The following is a 16714-nucleotide window of genomic DNA, read 5'->3' on the forward strand; positions in this document are numbered from 1 at the left end:
ACGCCGAGTCACCCCGGCTTGACGGCCTGCACGGTATAGGTGAGCGGCAGTCGTTCGGGGTGCTCAACGAGCACGTACTCGCCGTCGTATTCGGCGCTTTCGACCATGCTCGCGAGCGCTTTCCACGGCGCGTCGCGGTGTTCTTCCAATGCCGTCACGAGGAGACCGGCCGCGGTGAGGGCGGTGAAGACCTCGCCGAGACCGTGATTGAAGGACACACCGGCCGATGCGCTGAGCGTCCCCTGCCCGGCATAGCTGCTCGCCTCGTCGAACGCGGTCCCGGCCGTCTCGAAATACGGATAGTGCACCACCAGCAGATCGTCTTTGCGGGTGTCGCTGAGCGTATCGAGCATGGGGTGGCCTTCCCGCATGAACAACCGTCCGCCGGGACGCAGGAGTTCGGCGACCACCGTCGCCCATCGCCGGATGTCGGGCAACCAGCACAACGCGCCGATACCGGTGTAGACCAGATCGCAGCACTGCACACCGATAGCGCCGACCGCGTCATAGACATCGGACTCGACGAATGCGACAGGGTTGCCGGCGCGCTCGGCCAGGGCGATGCCCGCGGCGATGGCCGACGGCGAGAAGTCCAGTCCGGTCACCGATTTCGGCCCGAGCCTGGCCAAGGACACGGTGTCGGTGCCGATATGGCATTGCAGGTGCACCACGTCGAGTCCGCTGATGTCCCCGAGCCGGGGAAGGTCGTAGCGCACCACACCGGACAGGTACCGCGGGTCGGCGAAACCGTCGAGCTCGTAGCCACCCGGCCCCAGATGTATCGGAACCCGGGACTCCCAGTTCGCCAGATTCAGCGCCCGCCAGTTCTCGGTCATGGCAGATCATTCTGGCATCGCCAATGCCGGCCGCGTGGCGGTGTCAGAAACGCGCGTCGATCGCAGCCACGCTGAGTACATGTTCGAGAACCAGCATCGCCGTTCCGATCGTGGCGGAACGGTCGCCGTGCACCGCGGGACGCACCTGTAGAGCCCCGGTCGCTTCGGCGGTGGCGTTGCCGTACAACGACTCTCGCAGGCCGGCCACGAACATCTCGTACACCCCGGCCATATCGCCTGCGATCACCACGGCCGCCGGGTTGAGCAGGTTCACGGCGGGCGCTATCCCCACACCCACGGTGCGACCACTCTCGCGCACCATCCGGCGCGCCTCGGGGTCACCGTCTGCGGCCAGCTCGGCAACATCACGCAGGTGCCGGACGGATACGCCCTGCTGCTGCAGCGCCCGCACGATCGCCCATCCGCCCGCAACGGCCTCCAGGCAACCGGTGTTTCCGCAGCGGCACCGGATGCCCTCTGCGCCAACAACCTTGTTGTGACCGAATTCGCCAGCGGCCTGATTGGCACCGCGCAACAGCACGCCCCCGGCGATGATCCCCGCACCGAGACCGCTGGAGGCCTTGACCACCAGCACATCGTCATCGCCGCCGCGTTCGGCCAGCGCGATGGCATTGGCATCATTGTCCAGCACGACGGGCGCGGATCCGATGCGCGGCAAAGCCTCCAGATAGGGGCGCAGCGGGACACCGTCCCAGCCACGCAGGATCGCCGATCCGCAGCTGCAACCACGTTCGGCATCGACGGTGCCCGGCAGGGTCAGCCCGACACCGTGGATGTCGATGCCCGGAAACTGCTCCAGCAGGACGTCGAGCCCCTTGCCGATATCGGGCATCAGATCGGCGGGACCGAGCGCGACCTCGGAGTCGATATCGGAGAGCGCCAACACCGCGCCGGCCAGATCACAGACCGCCAGCCGGGTGCGGCTGAGTCCCACTGCCACCGAGAGCACGATCCCGGCATCGGTATCGACGCTCAGTTGGGTGGCCGGACGCCCACCCGTCGAGGGGGCCGGCTGGCACTCCTTGATCAGTCCGGCGCCCAGCAAGGTCGCCAACCTGGCACTGACCGCGGTCCTGGACAGGCCCGTCAGCGCAGTGATCTCGGCACGCGTCATCTCCCCCTTGGCCCTGATCAGGGCAAAGATCTCACCGACGGTGGCCATACCTCATTGCAGCACAGTTGCGTAAGATTGACCACTTTCGCCCGAAAAAGACATAAATAGGTTGATTGCCGAGCCGAAGTATCCGTAGGCTCCGTTCGGTGAGTCCGAGCACCCAACGCCCCACCACCCCGCAGTCGGTCGTGGCCGCCGATCCAGCGGTGCGCGCGCTCGCTGTCCTCGCGCTCGCCCTCGGCGGCTTCGGGATCGGCACCACCGAGTTCGTGGCGATGGGCCTGTTGCCCGATATCGCGAGCGGTTTCGGCGTCTCCGAACCCACGGCCGGGCACGTCATCTCCGCCTATGCGCTCGGGGTCGTCATCGGCGCGCCGACCATCGCTGCGCTGACCGCCCGCGTCCCGCGACGGGCGCTGCTGCTGGGTTTGATGGCGGTCTTCACCCTCGGCAACCTCGCCAGCGCGCTCGCGCCCTCCTACGCCACCCTTGTCATCGCACGATTCGTCGCCGGATTGCCCCACGGTGCCTTCTTCGGCATCGCGGCGCTGGCCGCGGCGCATCTGATGGGTCCGCGCAACCGGGCCAAGGCGGTGGCCTATGTGCTGTCCGGCCTGACGGTCGCCACCGTCCTAGGCGTCCCGCTGGCCTCCTGGTTGGGGCAGGCGTTCGGCTGGCGCAGTGCCTTCGCCCTGGTGGTCGGCATCGGCTTGATCACGCTGACGGCGCTGTGGTTCTGGTTGCCCGCCCAACTGAGGACCATGCATGTGACCAGCCCACTGACCGAACTGGGCGCCCTGCGGCGCCCGCAGGTCTGGTTGGCGGTGATGGTCGGGATGATCGGCTTCGGTGGGATGTTCGCCGTCTACACCTACATCAGCACGACGATGACCGATGTCGCCGGACTGCCGAGAGCACTGGTCCCGGTGGCGCTCATGATGTTCGGCCTGGGCATGGTGGTCGGCAATCTCGTCGGCGGCCGATTGGCCGATATCTCGGTGGTCCGAGCGCTGTACCTGTCCCTGGGGTCACTCGGCGTGGTGCTGCTGGTGTTCGTGGCCGCGGCCCACAATCCCTGGACAGCCCTTCCGGTGCTGTTCCTGATCGGCACCGCGGGCTCGGCCGTCGGACCGGCGTTGCAGACCCGGTTGATGGACGTGGCGCACGATGCGCAGACGCTCGCGGCGGCACTGAACCACTCGGCTCTCAACATCGGCAACGCGGCAGGTGCCTGGGTCGGCGGACTGGTGATCGCCGCCGGACTCGGCTACACCGCCCCGGCCGCTGCGGGATCGATCCTGGCCGTGTGCGGCCTGCTCGTGTTGACGGTGTCGGTGTTGCTGGGACGCGCTACTCGTCGATGATGTGCACGGCGGCCTCCTCGGCGGATGCCGCACCACCATCGATGCCGACATCACTGCCGAGCAGATCCTTTTCGGTGTCCACCCCGGAGCCTTCGTCGGGTGCCACCAACCGACCTGAGCGCCGGTCGCCCACCTCGTCATCACCGGCCTGCTCATCGGGACGGTAGCTCTCATCGAAGGCGGGATCGGGCTGCTCATCGGCCAGCCGCTCATCGAGGCTCTCGTGTTCGCGCGGCTCCTGCCAGCGCTCGGGCGGTGAATAACCTTCGTCGAGCAAATCATCGACACCGCGGTCGAGCAGGGTGTCCTCAGCCGTGAGTTGGTCTTCTTCTTCCGGGCTGTACCCCTGGTCGTCTTCGGGCAGTTCTGCGGTCATGACGACAACGCTACTCATCGCACCGGTCGTGCGCGGCCGATCACCGAGCCGACCGCCGGGACGCTGCGAGCAGGAACGCGTCGGCGCGAATAGGCTTGTCACGGTGGACCACCGTTCTGATGTCGTCGGGTTGGACTCCGCCCCGCGCAACGGCGCGGATGCAGCGGATCAACCCCCGGTGGGACCTGGTCAGTTCCACCGGCAGAAACGTTCCCCCGGCAGGCATGAAAACACCGACAAACGGGTACGTACCCCCGCGATGGCTTCAGGCATGCAGGCTGCGATTCACGCACGCAGCGATCCACGTCCTGCGTGGCTTTTTTCGCTGCGCGCAGACGTCCTCGACGCGGTCTCGAAATTTCTGGACGAGATCTGCGCCGACGCCCTGCATGGCAGCCATGTCGACATCACCGAACGCGTGCTGCGCGACATGCTCGCCGAGGGCAAATGCCTGCGTTCGACCTATCTCTACCTGGGCTGGCGTGCCGGCGCGGAGAGCAGTCAGGCCGCCGTGCGGGCGGCGGGCAGCTTGGAGTTCCTGCACGCCTTCGCCCTGTTCCAGGACGATGTGATGGATGAGTCGTCGATACGACGCGGGCGCCCGAGTGCCCACCGGGCCTTCGAGGACTGGCATCGCGAGCGCGGACTGCCCGGTTCTTCCGCCCGTTTCGGGGAGTCGGCCGCGGTGCTACTCGGCGACCTGTGCCTGGTGTGGGCCGAGCAGATGTTGCGGCAAAGCGGGCTGCCCGCCGAGGCGCTGGCCCGGGCCTGGCCGCATTATGACGATATGCGCACCGAACTGGCCGTCGGGCAGTTCGCCGATCTGGTCAACGACACCGCGGGCTTCCCTACTTTGGACGACGTATTGGACGTGGCGCGACGCAAGTCCGGTAACTACACCGTGCGCAGGCCTCTTGAGATCGGGGCAGCACTGGCCGGTTGTGACGATGCGGTATCACAGGCCTTGAGCCGCTACGGCGAGAACATCGGTGAGGCTTTCCAATTGCGCGATGATTTGCTCGGCGTGTTCGGCGCCCCGTCGACCACCGGTAAGCCGATCGGCACCGACCTGGTGGCCCGCAAGGCGACGACCGTCGTGGTCGCCGCCTACGAACTGGCCACGGGTGCCCAACAGCGTCAGTTCAAGGAATTCATGACCGCCGAGCGACTCGGCGATGACGACATCACTCGCTGGCAGAGCTTGATCTCGGAGGTGGGAACGGTGCAGCGGATCGAAGATCTGATCCATTCCAGGTTCACCGCGGCAACCGCGGCGTTGGACGGCGTGCCCGGCGGTGCGCTGGCGCCCGAGGTGCGCGCGGCCCTGGTCGCCACCGCCGCGGCGTGCACCGAGCGGACCGCCTGATGCGCACGGTGGGTGGTCGTACCGACCACGTGGTCGTCGTCGGCGCCGGACTGTCGGGACTCTCGGCGGCGCTGCACCTGGCCGGCAGGGGTCGCCGGGTCACCGTCGTCGAACGCGGGTCGGATCCCGGCGGCCGGATGGGCCGCGCCGATATCTCCGGCTATCGCATCGACACCGGGCCGACGGTGCTCACCATGCCCGACATCATCGACGAGACCTTTGCCGCGGTCGGTGAAATCACCGCCGACCGGCTGGAGCTGCACCAGATCGACCCCGCGTACCGAGCGTCCTTCGCCGACGGCAGCAGCATCGACGTGCACAGTGACGCGGCCACCATGGCTGCCGAAATCGAACGCTTCGCCGGCCGCACTCAGGCCGAAGGCTATCTGCGCCTGCGTGATTGGCTGACCACGCTGTACCAGGTGGAGTTCCAGGGCTTCATTTCGTCGAACTTCGACTCGCCGTTGTCGCTGCTGACCCCGCAGCTGGCGAAGCTGGCCGCCATCGGCGGTTTCCGCGGCTGGGAAACCATGGTCCGTCGTTTCATCACCGACGAGCGTCTGCTGCGCGTCTTCACCTTCCAGGCTCTCTACGCCGGCGTGCCCCCGCGTCGGGCGCTGGCCGCCTACGCGGTGATCGCCTATATGGACACGATCTCAGGGGTGTACTTCCCCAAGGGCGGAATGCGCGCGCTGCCCGACGCGCTGGCTGCTGCCGCCGCCGACGCCGGAGTCGAGTTCCACTATGACGCAACAGTTTCCGATCTGGAGCGCACCGGCGACCGGATCACCGCGGTGCGCACCGCGAACGGCGCCCGATTCACCGCCGACGCCGTGGTGTTGACCACCGAACTGCCGGATACCTATCGCCTGCTCGGCCGAACTCCTCGCCGGCTGGCGAAGCTACGGCCTGCGCCCTCGGCGGTGGTCGCCCATATCGGTTGCCGCGCGATCGATCCGGGCGTCGGCGCCGCTCACCACAACATCCTCTTCGGCAACGAATGGGCCCGCACCTTCGAGGAGATCATCGACGAGGGTGTGCCCATGGCGGATCCCTCACTGCTGGTGACACGTCCCACCGCAGCGGATCCCAGCCTCGCCCCCGACGGCAGGGACCTGCTCTACGTCCTCGCCCCGACGCCCAACCTCGAAGTCGGGGAACGCGATTGGGACGGCCAGCGCGATCAGTACACCGCGCATATGCTCGACACCTTGGCCGCCCGGCTGCCGAGCGTGGCGACCGACCCGCAGGTGCTCGACGTGGTGACCCCGCAGGATTGGGCCCGTCAGGGCATGATCGCCGGAACACCGTTCGCTTTGGCGCACACCTTCGGGCAGACCGGACCGTTCCGCCCCGCCAACACCGTGCGTGGGATCGCCAACGCCATCCTTGCCGGTTCCTCGACCGTTCCCGGCGTGGGAATCCCGACCGCCATCGTCTCGGGCCGCCTGGCCGCCGACCGAATCACCGGAGCCGAATCCTCGGTCCGTCCCCGAATTTTCACCCGATGAGGAGGACCAGATGATGCTCGGCTCGGAGCTGGACGCAGCGGGTGTACAGGGCAGGGAACTGCGGCAGGCGTATCAGCGCTGCCGGGCGCTCAACGCCGCACACGGTAAGACCTTTTTCCTGGCGACGCGGTTGCTCGCCCCTGGCCAACGCCCAGCGGTGCACGCGCTGTACGGCTTCGCCCGTCGCGCCGACGACGTGCTCGACGGATTCGACGATCGCACCGCAACCGAACGTGAAGAGGAGTTGCGTGAACTCTCGGATGCGTTGCACAGCAGACTGGTAGAGAACCGGATGGCGGGTGACGACCCGGTGCTGGACGCAGTCGTCGACACCGCGCGTCACTATGGTCTGCCTTGGCAACTGTTCGACGATTTTCTGGCCTCGATGCGTATGGATCTCACGATCAGCGACTACCCGGACCGGGCTGCGCTGGACCGCTATGTGTACGGGTCAGCGGAGGTCATCGGTTTGCAGTTGCTACCGATTCTCGGCACCGTCGTCCCCACCACCGAGGCGGCTCCGCATGCGGCGGCGCTGGGAAAAGCGTTTCAGCTCACCAACTTCCTGCGGGATATCGACGAGGACCTCACCCGCGGCCGGGTGTACCTGCCCGCCGACGAGCTTGCCGCACACGGTGTGGACCGCGAGGTGCTGTATTGGTGCCAGCGCAATCGGCGGACCGACGCGCGGTTGCGGGCGGCGTTGGTCGAGCAGCACGCGATCACCAGGGACATCTATCGGCAGGCCGAACTCGGCATCCCGATGCTGCGGCCACAGTCGCGGCCGTGTATCCGCGCCGCACTGACGCTGTACTCCGAGATCCTGGATCGCATCGAGGAGATCGACTTCGAGGTGTTCACGCAGCGGGCCACGGTGTCCAACGGGCGCCGTCTGCAGGTCGCCGCCCGAGGGCTTGCCGCCGCGTGGCGTGCCCGTATCCGGCAGGCGGCGTGAGCACATACGACGTCCCCGAGGCCTTCGACGCCGGTGCGGCCGCCTATGACGGCCTGGTCGGTGCCAATCCCGGATACCATCGCCATCTCCGCCTCTCTGCGCAGCGCATGGGGATCCGCGACGGCGGACGTGGGCTGCGGCTGCTCGATATCGGTTGCGGTACCGGTGCGTCGACTGCCGCCCTCCTGCACGTCGCCCCGCATGCCGAGATCATCGGCGTGGACGGTTCGGCAGGCATGCTCGACCAGGCCCGCGCGAAGCGCTGGCCGTCCACGGTGACCTTCGTGCACAGCCGGGCCGAGGACCTGGCACAGGCGGGGGTGCAGGGTCCGTTCGACGGGATCCTGGCGGCCTACCTGGTGCGCAATCTGCCCGACCCCGATCCGGTGCTGCGTATGCTGCTTGGCATGCTTTCCCCGGGGAGTGTCTTCGCCGCCCACGAGTACTCGGTCCGTGACTCGCGAGCTGCCGGCATCCTCTGGAACGCAGTGTGCGCCGCGGTCATCATCCCTGCGGGCCGAGTCCGGACCGGTGATGCCGACCTCTACCGCTACCTGCGCCGCAGCGTCAACGACTTCGACGGTGTGACCCAATTCCGGGAGCGGCTGCAGCGCAACGGCTTCACCGATGTGCACAGCATGACGATGCCCGGCTGGCAGCGCGGCATCGTGCACACCTTCCTCGGCAGGGCGGCATCATGACCGACCGTCGCCGCGTCCGCCATCGCGCCGGATCCGGCCAACCCCACACCGCGTACCTCGCCGAACGTCCCGCTGTCGCGGTGATCGGCGGCGGTATCGCCGGCCTGAGTGCGGCCACCGCACTGGCCGATCGCGGGGTCGCCGTACACCTGTTCGAGCGCGAGCAGTACCTCGGTGGTCGCGTCGGCGGGTGGACCGAAACCGCGCCCGACGGTTCGCGTCTGGCGATGAATCGCGGCTTCCACGCGTTCTTCCGGCAGTACTACAACCTGCGCAATGTGCTGCGCCGGGTCGACCCCGAACTGTCCATGTTCACCCCGCTGGACGACTACCCGCTCGTCGACGGCCAGGGCCGACGCGACACCTTCCGCGGGCTGCCGAGTACACCACCGCTGAACGCGATGGCCTTCGCATTGCGCAGTCCCACCTTCCGGCTGCGCGACCTGATCCGCCTCGATGCCAAGGCGGCAGCCCCGTTGGCGTCCGTATCGGTGCCCGAAACATACTGGCAGCTCGATGATTCCGATGCCGAGACATTCCTGAGGGATATCAACTTCCCCACCGCGGCACAGCATCTTGCGTTCGAGGTGTTCTCCCGCAGCTTCTTCACCCGACCGGACGGCCTGTCGGCGGCCGAACTGGCGACCATGTTCCACATCTACTTCCTCGGCTCCAGCGAGGGTCTGGTGTTCGACGTGGCCGCCGAGAACTTCGACGTCGCCCTGTGGAAACCGTTGGAGCGCTATCTGTTGCGGCACGGAGCCGATGTTCATACCGGGATCGCCGTGACCACGGTGACCGCCGACGACGCGGGTCGCTTCCTCGTCGCCGGCGAATCCGGTGAGGTCCTGCACTGCGACGGCGTGGTCCTGGCGACCGAGGTGCCTGCGCTGCAACGCATCGTCGCCGACTCGCCCCGTCTCGGTGATGCGCAATGGCGTTCTGCGGTCGCCGATCTCGGCACCGCCGCACCGTTCCTGGTCCGCCGCCTCTGGCTGGACCGACCGGTCCGCTCCGAGCGGCCCGCGTTCCTCGGCACCGGCGGCCTGCCTCCGCTGGACAACATCAGCGTGCTGGAACGCTACGAGCGGGAAGCCGCGGAGTGGGCCGACCAGCACGGCGGGTCCGTGGTGGAACTGCACGCCTACTCGATCACCGAGGACAGCCCGGAAGTGCGCAAAGCACTGGACAGTCGGTTGTACGAGCTCTTCCCCGAGACCGCCGATGCCCGGGTGGTCCACGAGATCACGCTGTGCCGCAACGACTGCCCGCGACTGGCCCCCGGTGACTTCGCCGGCAGACCGGGTGTACGCACGCCTCAGAACGGGCTGGCGCTTGCCGGTGACGGGATCCGCATCGATCTTCCGGTGGCGCTGATGGAACGGGCCGCGACGACCGGCGTGGTTGCTGCCAATACCCTGCTCGAGCGATTCGGGGTGCGCGGACACGACATCTTCACGGTGCCGGTGCGCGGCAGGTCGGCGGTACTGCGGCATTTTGCCGAACGGGTCGAAGGGCGGGTGTGGACATGAAAGCGTGGCCGTTTCAACTACTCCCGCGCACTCCGTGGAGCCAGCAGAAGCCGACCTTCCGACAGGCCGACCCTGCGGTGATCGATGCCGCGCTGAAGCGATCGCAGAATCGGCCGAGCGGCAACTGGTATGTGGTGGGCGCGAGTACCGACATCACCGCCAAACCCTTCGCCGCGACCGTCGCCGGTGCCGAACTGGTCTGCTGGCGCGGCGGCGACGGCGAACTGCGCGCCGGACCGGCGCGTTGCCCGCATCTGGGAGCCGATCTGTGCACCGGCGTGGTCGAACGCGGCAACCTGATCTGCCCCTGGCACGGACTGCAGTTGACGGGTCGGTCCCGCGCGGACTGGTCGGCAGTTCCGATCCACGATGACGGTGTGCTGGTCTGGGTTCGGCTCGACCGCATCGGCGGTGAAACGCCCACCGAGGCACCGATTCTGCCGGCGCGGCCCGGGCTGCCGCGGATTTCTGCCGTCGCCGCCATGACCGGTGACTGCCGACCCGAGGACATCATCGCCAACAGGATGGATCCCTGGCACGGTGCCTGGTTCCATCCGTACTCCTTCACCCGGCTCGAGGTGCTCAGCGCGCCGCCCACCGATCTGGACCTGCCCGAAGAAGAGGACCGCTTCCTCGTCGCGGTCACCTTCCGGCTGGGCCGGTTGGGCATTCCGGTCATCGCCGAGTTCACCAGCCCGGAGCCACGCACCCTCACGATGCGCATCATCGAAGGTGAAGGATGCGGCAGCGTCGTGGAGACCCACGCAACCCCGTTGCACCATGGTCCGCACCGCGAACCGCAGAGCAGGGTCATCGAGGCCGTCATCGCCCACTCCGACCGACCGGGTTTTGCGCGTGCCGGACGCGTGCAGGGACTGATCACCCCGTTCATGCGCCATGCCGCCCACCGGCTCTGGCGCGACGACCTGGAGTATGCCGAGCGGCTTCAGCAGGTCCGTCGACAGGACGCCGACGGCACCACTGACCTGCTCACGCCGCCGAGCGCCGCGCCCACGACGGAAGGTCGGCCGCGTCGAGCAACGGAACCTGAGTCCGCGCCCACGGGCTGATCGCCCACCCCAGCTCTGCGGCCGTGCGGATCTCGGGCCAGTACACCCACGCGGTGTCCATCACTTCCTCGGGCACCACGTGCAGCGGTCCGTCGATCAGGGCGCAGAACACCGGACAGAGCTCGTTCTCCACCGTCCCGTCGGCCGCGGTCGCGCGATACCGGAACTCGGGAAGGATGCAGTGCACGTCGCGCACCGTGGTGCCGAGTTCTTGTTGGGCGCGGCGATGCACCGCGTCCACCGTCGGCTCGTGCGGGCCGGGGTGCCCGCAGAACGAGTTGGTCCACACCCCCGGCCAGGTGCGCTTGGTCAGCGCCCGTCGGGTCAGCAGCACGCGGCCGTCATCATCGAAGAGATAACACGAGAAGCCGAGGTGCAGCGGGGTGTGTGCGTGATGAACGGTCGCCTTGTCGGCACTGCCGATCGTCCTGCCCGCATTGTCAAGTAGGACCACCTGCTCGTCGTTCACAGCGGAACTGGTTACCCGCCGCCGGCGCCGTCAAACGCACAGCTCGGCCGTGGGTGCGGACACACCACATCAGTGCGCCACCCCGTGGTGATACCTGTTGCCGCCGGCGCGTTTTGCCTCGTACATCGCATCATCGGCCACACCAACAAGCTGATTCACCCGGGCCTGCAGGTGCCCGGGGCCCCGGCGCAGCGAACGAATCGGCACCGACGCGGTCCCCACACTGGCGGTGATCGACATCGGCAAGGCGGCTATTCCGTCACAGAATCGCTGGGCCAGCGGACCGGGGTCTTCGGCATGCCACTCGGCGGCGACGACGAACTCCTCACCGCCGGTACGGGCGACGATGGCGACGATATCGACGACGGCTTGGCCGAGGGCGCGCCCGACCGCCACCAGTGCGTCATCACCGGCCTGATGGCCACGGGTGTCGTTGAGCCGCTTGAAATTGTCGAGATCGATCATCACCACCACCAGATGCGCCTCGGGATCTATATCGCTCTCGTCGAGCATCCGCGCGGCGTACCGATCGAAGGACCGTCGGTTCAGCAATCCGGTCAACGGGTCTCGACCGGCGCGTTCCAGATCCACCCCCAGCGACCGGATGAGCAGGTGGATGGCGATGGGCATGACGATGTTGATCTGAGTGACCAGGAACAGGTCTACCACGGCCAAACCGACGTGCCCGGTCGCGACGATCCGCGACGCGATGACGATCGCGACCGTCGAGGCAACCACGAAGTTGTAGATGACCAGACCTGTGGAATGGAAGAAGCCGATATAGGCGGCACAGGTGGCGAACGCGACGCAGCCGAGCAGTGCGCCCTGGGGGTCGGAGAAGGACAGACACGCCAGTGCCACAGAGGCATTGGTCACCAGGGCGAAAGCCAGGGATTGGCGCCGCGACGGCCACCGGGAGGCCCACAGGATGGATCCGGCCACCCCGCCGCAGAATGCCGTCCACATCATGGCGGAGTGCACGCCCGGTCGCGGGGCGTCGATACTGCGCAACAAGACCAGCAAGCAGATCGCCAAGGACGCCGGGATGATCGTCATGACGACCCGCACCGCACCGGTGGCGCCGCGCGCCGCAAGGTAATCGGTGATCCACTCGTAGTGATGGGTCCGCGCCAACCACTGCCTCGATGGAGTCCCGACCACCGTCATCGCTCCGTTCAGGGTGTTGAGCAAATCCACCCGAGGCTACCAATGCTTCGGCGCCGCCGTCAGGGAACCGGCGAGCGAGCCACCCCGGCACCAGCAAACGAAGCGAACCCTACGCCCCGCCGACGGCACCGCACCGGGCAAGATCTTCAGGCGTGGCACTCACCATCGACGAAATCCTGGTCGCCGACCCCGCGGCCGCATGGGCCGCCGCCGGCTTCGACGTGGATGCCGACGGCATCTGCCGGGTGGGGTCCGTGCGGATACGCCTGGTCGGGCGAGACCGTGGCACCGGCATCATCGGCTGGTCGCTGCGCGACTTCGACGGCACGGATATCGACGGCATACCGAGCACACCGTCGCGAACCGACCCGCCGCTGCCCGGTGCACACCCCAACGGCGTCGTCGACATCGACCACGTCGTGATGATGTCGCCCGATCTGGGACGCACCGTCGCGGCCCTAAGTTCGGCAAGCGTGCAGCCGCGCCGAGAACGCGATACCGAACTCGGCGGACGCCCCGTCCGGCAGATCTTCTATCGACTCGGCGCGGTCGTCCTGGAGGTCATCGGTTCGCCCGAGACACGCGCCGACGGGCCGGCGACCCTGTGGGGAATCACCTATACCGTCGCCGATATCGACGAGGCCACCACCTTCCTCGGCGGGTTGACCTCGCGGGTCAAGGACGCTGTGCAACCCGGGCGCCGGATCACCACGCTGCGCCACCAGCGCCTCGGCATGTCGGTTCCCAGTGCGTTCATCTCGGCACCTATTCTCGGCAGATGACCGACGAGCCCGTCATCATCCACACCGACGGTGGCTGCCGGCCCAACCCCGGACCGGGTGGGTGGGGCGCGGTGCTGCGCCAGCGCCATCACGTCCGGGAGATATTCGGTGGCGAGCCGGACCGGACCAGTAACAACCGGATGGAGCTCACCGCGCCCATCATGGCGTTGGAGGCGCTCACCCGGCCGGTGACGGTGCACCTGTACACCGACAGCACCTACGTGCGGAACGGAATCACCACCTGGGTACGCGGCTGGGAGCGCAACGGCTGGATGACCGCGGCCAAGGAGCCGGTGAAGAACGTCGACCTGTGGCAGCGGTTGCAGGCCGCGTGCGCGCGCCATCAGGTCGAATGGTTCTGGGTGAAGGGCCATTCCGGCATCGCCGACAACGAGTTGGCCGATGTGTTGGCCACCCGAGGGCTGGAAGCCGCTGTGGCCGCGGCAGCCACCCGCTGATCATCTCCGCTGTGGCACAACAACTCTAACTGACCATCATGGCAACAGACGCAGACTGGACCATACGACCCCGGCTGGGATTGGGCCGACTCGAATTCGGCATGTCCCCGGTGCAGGTGGATGCGCTGACGTCAACCTACGGCGCCCGCACGGGTCGCGGTGCCGATCGCGTGACCGACGATATGTTGCGCGAGACCCTGGCGATGTTCGGTGACGCCATGACCGACGACGAGAAACGGGCATTCATCGCCGAGTACACCGGCGGCGGTCCGTCGTCGGACAGTGTGACCGAAACACGCGGCAACGTGGTGTTGCGGTACGAGGCAGATCGGCTCTGCGAAATCATGCATTCACGGCGCCCGTTGTTCCTCGACGGAAGAGACCTTTTCGCGCTTTCCGGGCTCGACGCGTTGCGACTGCTGCAACGGCTCAATGCCGGTCCAGGTCGGTATGCCGATACCGAAGCGGCGTTCGACGAACTCGCCATCTCGGTGGACGGGTTCAGCGTGCATGATCCGACCGCCGGGGTGCTGGCGCTCGATGATGGCGACGAGCGTTTCCGGCAACGGACGGTCACTCTGCGGGACCTCCCCTACCAGCAGGACGCACATCGCTACACCGTGTATTCGTTGCCGCCTGCCACCGATCGGTAGCTCTACTCCCAGACCACCTCATCCGGCGATTTGTCCGGCCGTAATCCCCGCCAGCTGGGCTGACGCAGCCGATTGTCCGATGTCCGCTCGCTGTAGCGGACCTCCCCCACAAGTTCGGGCCGTACGAAGGTGACGCCCTTGGCATCCGGTCCGGAAAGCCGCGCGGTGAAGGGAGAATCCGGAGTCTCCAGCGGTGCCAGTGTCGTCCGCAGATCTTTGAGCATCTTCTCGGTGAAGCCGGTACCCACCCGGCCGACGAACTGCAGCCCGTCCCCCTCCGGCACACCGACCACCAGTGCGCCGATCCCGCTGGTGCGGCCACCCTCACCGGCCCGCCAGCCCCCGATGACGACCTCCTGGGTGAGCCAGAGCTTGTCCTTGATCCAGGACTGCGAGCGTCGCCCGGGTTGGTAGGTCGAGTCCCATTTCTTGGCGATCACACCCTCATAGCCGTGCTCGCGCACGTACTCCAACGCGGCGGCGCCGTCACCGTCGAGCAGATCCGGCACGATGAGCGCGCCATCCCGGCCCAGCAGCTCCAGCAGCTGGCGGCGGTCACGATACTTCGCGCGCAGCAGCGAACGGCCATCCAGAGCAAGCAGATCGAATGCCCAGAACTCGATGTTGCTGCCGGACGCGCGGTTCTGCATGGCACCGAAACTCGGCACGCCATCGGCATCCAATGCCACGACCTCACCGTCGATGATCAGCCGATGATCGGCGAGATCGGCTGCCAGCGAACGCAACTGCGGGAATTCCGCAGTGATGTCACGACCGCTGCGCGACCGCAACATCAACTCCCCGTGGTCGATCTCGACAAGCATCCGGTACCCGTCCCACTTGCCCTCGAACGCCCAGCCGGCCGGTTTCAGCCCGGCCACCGAACCGTGGGTCGCGAGCATCGGTTTCAGGTCGGCCACGGTCGTGACGGGCTGCTCCTTCATCCGGTGCGCCAGCCAGTTCTTGCCGCCGGTCTGGATCAGCGCGTAACGCCCGCGCACCTTGGCGCCGTGCAGCGTCACGATCACCTCCCCTTTCCCGGCTTTTCCCTGTCCCTTTCCGCCCGTGTCGATCGGCTTCTCACCGTCCACACCGGGATCTCGGAACTTCTCGGCCTCATAGGTCCCGGAGTCCCAGATGATCACCTTTCCGCCGCCGTACTCACCGGCCGGGATGTCCCCCTCGAAGGTTGCGTACTCCAGCGGGTGGTCCTCGGTGTGCACTGCCAGATGGTTGACCGATGTCGTCTCGGGCAGGTTTTTCGGGATCGCCCAGGACACCAGCACCCCGTCGCGTTCCAACCGGAAGTCATAGTGCAGCCGGCGCGCGTGGTGCTCCTGGATGACGAAGGTGTTGTCATGCCCCACCGCCGGCGGTGCCGTCGGGACCGGCTCGGGAGTCTTACCGGCATCGCGCATGGTGCGGTAGGTGCTCAGCCGGTCCTCGACGGGCAGCGGATCGTCCAGATCCGCGAGCAGATCGCCATCGCGTTCCAGTCGGTCCAGCACCTCTTCGAAGGTCAACTGCCGCAGGCCGGGATCGGCGAGTTCCGCCCAGCTGCGCGGCGCGGCCACGGTGGGCTCAGCGCGACCACGCATCGAGTAGGGCGCGATGGTGGTCTTGGCCGCGCTGTTCTGACTCCAGTCCACGAACACCTTCCCGTCGCGCACGCTGCGCGCCATGGTGGCGGTGACCTGGGTCGGCATGCCCTTCTCCAGCGCCAGCGCGATCCGCTTGGCCAGCACCGACGCTCCCTGGGAGCTGATCGGATCCGCCAGCGGCACGTAGAGGTGCACGCCCTTGCTGCCACTGGTCAGCGGATAGGCGTTCAGGCCGATGTCCTCGACGTAGCCGCGCACCTCATGGGCGACCTCACAGAGCTGCCGGAAGGTCACCCCCTCACCCGGGTCCAGGTCGAACACGATGCGGGTGGCCGGTCCGGGCGCGCCGTGGTGGTCGAAACGCCACTGCGGAACATGCACCTCCAGCGACGCCTGCTGGGCGATCCAGGCCAATCCCTCGGCAGTGTCGATGATGGGATAGGTCGTGGTTCCGGACCGGTGCGTCACCGATCCGCGGCGCAACCAGTCCGGTGCCGATGACGCCAGCTGCTTTTCGAAGAAATCCGATTGGCCAACACCATTGGGCCACCGCTTGCGCGTGACCGGGCGACCGGCGATATGCGGCAGCATCGCCGCCGCGACCGCGACGTAGTAATCGAACACCTCGGCCTTGGTCGTGCCGGTCTGCGGATACAGCACCTTGTCCGGATTCGTCAGCTTGACCCGGCCCACACGCTCCATCACCGAATGATATTTCCCGGCAACCACCAGATCGGA

At 67.2% G+C, this 16714-nt stretch carries 15 protein-coding genes and 1 pseudogene; 10 read left to right on the forward strand and 6 right to left on the reverse strand.

Features of this window, described 5'->3' with window-relative positions; all coding sequences use genetic code 11:
* Nucleotides 1–8: 8 nt before the first annotated feature.
* Together PGN27_RS09620 and PGN27_RS09625 are read right to left on the reverse strand one after the other, a co-directional pair.
* Entirely contained in the window at nucleotides 9–836 is an 828-nt protein-coding gene (locus PGN27_RS09620) for a class I SAM-dependent methyltransferase (protein WP_335325925.1), read from the reverse strand.
* A gap of 43 nt (nucleotides 837–879) precedes the next feature.
* Nucleotides 880–2019, reverse strand: a complete 1140-nt coding sequence (locus PGN27_RS09625; RefSeq protein ID WP_335325926.1) for an ROK family transcriptional regulator — start codon at nucleotides 2017–2019, stop codon at nucleotides 880–882.
* 98 nt (nucleotides 2020–2117) lie between these two features.
* On the opposite strand from PGN27_RS09625, the gene PGN27_RS09630 reads away from it, so the two are divergent.
* A complete protein-coding gene (locus PGN27_RS09630; protein ID WP_335325927.1) occupies nucleotides 2118–3335 on the forward strand; it encodes an MFS transporter in 1218 nt (405 codons plus the stop codon).
* Here the strand turns inward: PGN27_RS09630 and PGN27_RS09635 are convergent.
* Nucleotides 3322–3711 (reverse strand): DUF5709 domain-containing protein, encoded by a 390-nt coding sequence (locus tag PGN27_RS09635; RefSeq protein WP_335325928.1) that lies wholly within the window; start codon nucleotides 3709–3711, stop codon nucleotides 3322–3324. The genes PGN27_RS09630 and PGN27_RS09635 overlap by 14 nt on opposite strands.
* 271 nt (nucleotides 3712–3982) lie before the next feature.
* On the opposite strand from PGN27_RS09635, the pseudogene PGN27_RS09640 reads away from it, so the two are divergent.
* From PGN27_RS09640 to PGN27_RS09665, 6 genes and pseudogenes are all read left to right on the forward strand, one after another.
* A pseudogene (locus PGN27_RS09640) lies at nucleotides 3983–4882 on the forward strand (polyprenyl synthetase family protein); the annotation flags it as partial.
* A gap of 20 nt (nucleotides 4883–4902) precedes the next feature.
* The gene (gene crtI, locus PGN27_RS09645) at nucleotides 4903–6588 is read left to right on the forward strand and encodes a phytoene desaturase family protein (protein WP_335328687.1); all 1686 of its coding nucleotides are present in this window, start codon (nucleotides 4903–4905) and stop codon (nucleotides 6586–6588) included.
* A 13-nt stretch (nucleotides 6589–6601) separates the two neighbouring features.
* Entirely contained in the window at nucleotides 6602–7543 is a 942-nt protein-coding gene (locus tag PGN27_RS09650; protein WP_335328688.1) for a phytoene/squalene synthase family protein, read from the forward strand.
* Nucleotides 7540–8244: a class I SAM-dependent methyltransferase gene (locus PGN27_RS09655; RefSeq protein ID WP_335325929.1), complete on the forward strand. Its 705-nt coding sequence runs from the start codon at nucleotides 7540–7542 to the stop codon at nucleotides 8242–8244. The genes PGN27_RS09650 and PGN27_RS09655 overlap by 4 nt, the downstream gene beginning before the upstream one ends.
* Complete coding sequence (locus PGN27_RS09660; protein ID WP_335325930.1) at nucleotides 8241–9776, forward strand: FAD-dependent oxidoreductase; 1536 nt, start codon at nucleotides 8241–8243, stop codon at nucleotides 9774–9776. Before PGN27_RS09655 ends, PGN27_RS09660 begins: the two co-directional genes overlap by 4 nt.
* Nucleotides 9773–10846 (forward strand): DUF5914 domain-containing protein, encoded by a 1074-nt coding sequence (locus PGN27_RS09665; protein WP_335325931.1) that lies wholly within the window; start codon nucleotides 9773–9775, stop codon nucleotides 10844–10846. The genes PGN27_RS09660 and PGN27_RS09665 overlap by 4 nt, the downstream gene beginning before the upstream one ends.
* Here PGN27_RS09665 and idi read toward each other — a convergent pair.
* Nucleotides 10767–11315, reverse strand: a complete 549-nt coding sequence (gene idi / locus PGN27_RS09670; RefSeq protein ID WP_335325932.1) for an isopentenyl-diphosphate Delta-isomerase — start codon at nucleotides 11313–11315, stop codon at nucleotides 10767–10769. The genes PGN27_RS09665 and idi overlap by 80 nt on opposite strands.
* Nucleotides 11316–11384: 69 nt before the next feature.
* The gene (locus PGN27_RS09675; protein ID WP_335325933.1) at nucleotides 11385–12512 is read right to left on the reverse strand and encodes a GGDEF domain-containing protein; all 1128 of its coding nucleotides are present in this window, start codon (nucleotides 12510–12512) and stop codon (nucleotides 11385–11387) included.
* A gap of 122 nt (nucleotides 12513–12634) precedes the next feature.
* On the opposite strand from PGN27_RS09675, the gene PGN27_RS09680 reads away from it, so the two are divergent.
* The 3 genes from PGN27_RS09680 to PGN27_RS09690 are packed head-to-tail and all read left to right on the forward strand — an operon-like array spanning nucleotide 12635 to nucleotide 14375.
* Nucleotides 12635–13264 (forward strand): VOC family protein, encoded by a 630-nt coding sequence (locus PGN27_RS09680; RefSeq protein ID WP_335325934.1) that lies wholly within the window; start codon nucleotides 12635–12637, stop codon nucleotides 13262–13264.
* The gene (gene rnhA / locus PGN27_RS09685; RefSeq protein ID WP_335325935.1) at nucleotides 13261–13722 is read left to right on the forward strand and encodes a ribonuclease HI; all 462 of its coding nucleotides are present in this window, start codon (nucleotides 13261–13263) and stop codon (nucleotides 13720–13722) included. Before PGN27_RS09680 ends, rnhA begins: the two co-directional genes overlap by 4 nt.
* 38 nt (nucleotides 13723–13760) lie before the next feature.
* Nucleotides 13761–14375, forward strand: a complete 615-nt coding sequence (locus tag PGN27_RS09690) for a hypothetical protein (RefSeq protein ID WP_335325936.1) — start codon at nucleotides 13761–13763, stop codon at nucleotides 14373–14375.
* 2 nt (nucleotides 14376–14377) lie between these two features.
* Here the strand turns inward: PGN27_RS09690 and PGN27_RS09695 are convergent, their stop codons facing one another.
* A complete protein-coding gene (locus tag PGN27_RS09695) occupies nucleotides 14378–16678 on the reverse strand; it encodes an ATP-dependent DNA ligase (RefSeq protein ID WP_418888578.1) in 2301 nt (766 codons plus the stop codon).
* Nucleotides 16679–16714: the final 36 nt, after the last annotated feature.

Origin of the sequence: Mycolicibacterium neoaurum (genome assembly GCF_036946495.1) — a bacterium.
GTDB lineage: Bacteria > Actinomycetota > Actinomycetes > Mycobacteriales > Mycobacteriaceae > Mycobacterium > Mycobacterium neoaurum_B.

Excerpts from the sequence above, each read along its gene's own strand:
- PGN27_RS09620 (WP_335325925.1), bottom strand. The coding sequence starts at position 836 with ATGACCGAGAACTGGCGGGCGCTGAATCTGGCGAACTGGGAGTCCCGG.
- PGN27_RS09625 (WP_335325926.1), bottom strand. The coding sequence starts at position 2,019 with ATGGCCACCGTCGGTGAGATCTTTGCCCTGATCAGGGCCAAGGGGGAG.
- PGN27_RS09635 (WP_335325928.1), bottom strand. The coding sequence starts at position 3,711 with ATGACCGCAGAACTGCCCGAAGACGACCAGGGGTACAGCCCGGAAGAA.
- PGN27_RS09650 (WP_335328688.1), top strand. The coding sequence starts at position 6,602 with ATGCTCGGCTCGGAGCTGGACGCAGCGGGTGTACAGGGCAGGGAACTG.
- PGN27_RS09660 (WP_335325930.1), top strand. The coding sequence starts at position 8,241 with ATGACCGACCGTCGCCGCGTCCGCCATCGCGCCGGATCCGGCCAACCC.
- PGN27_RS09665 (WP_335325931.1), top strand. The coding sequence starts at position 9,773 with ATGAAAGCGTGGCCGTTTCAACTACTCCCGCGCACTCCGTGGAGCCAG.
- rnhA (WP_335325935.1), top strand. The coding sequence starts at position 13,261 with ATGACCGACGAGCCCGTCATCATCCACACCGACGGTGGCTGCCGGCCC.
- PGN27_RS09690 (WP_335325936.1), top strand. The coding sequence starts at position 13,761 with ATGGCAACAGACGCAGACTGGACCATACGACCCCGGCTGGGATTGGGC.
- PGN27_RS09695 (WP_418888578.1), bottom strand. The coding sequence starts at position 16,678 with ATGGAGCGTGTGGGCCGGGTCAAGCTGACGAATCCGGACAAGGTGCTG.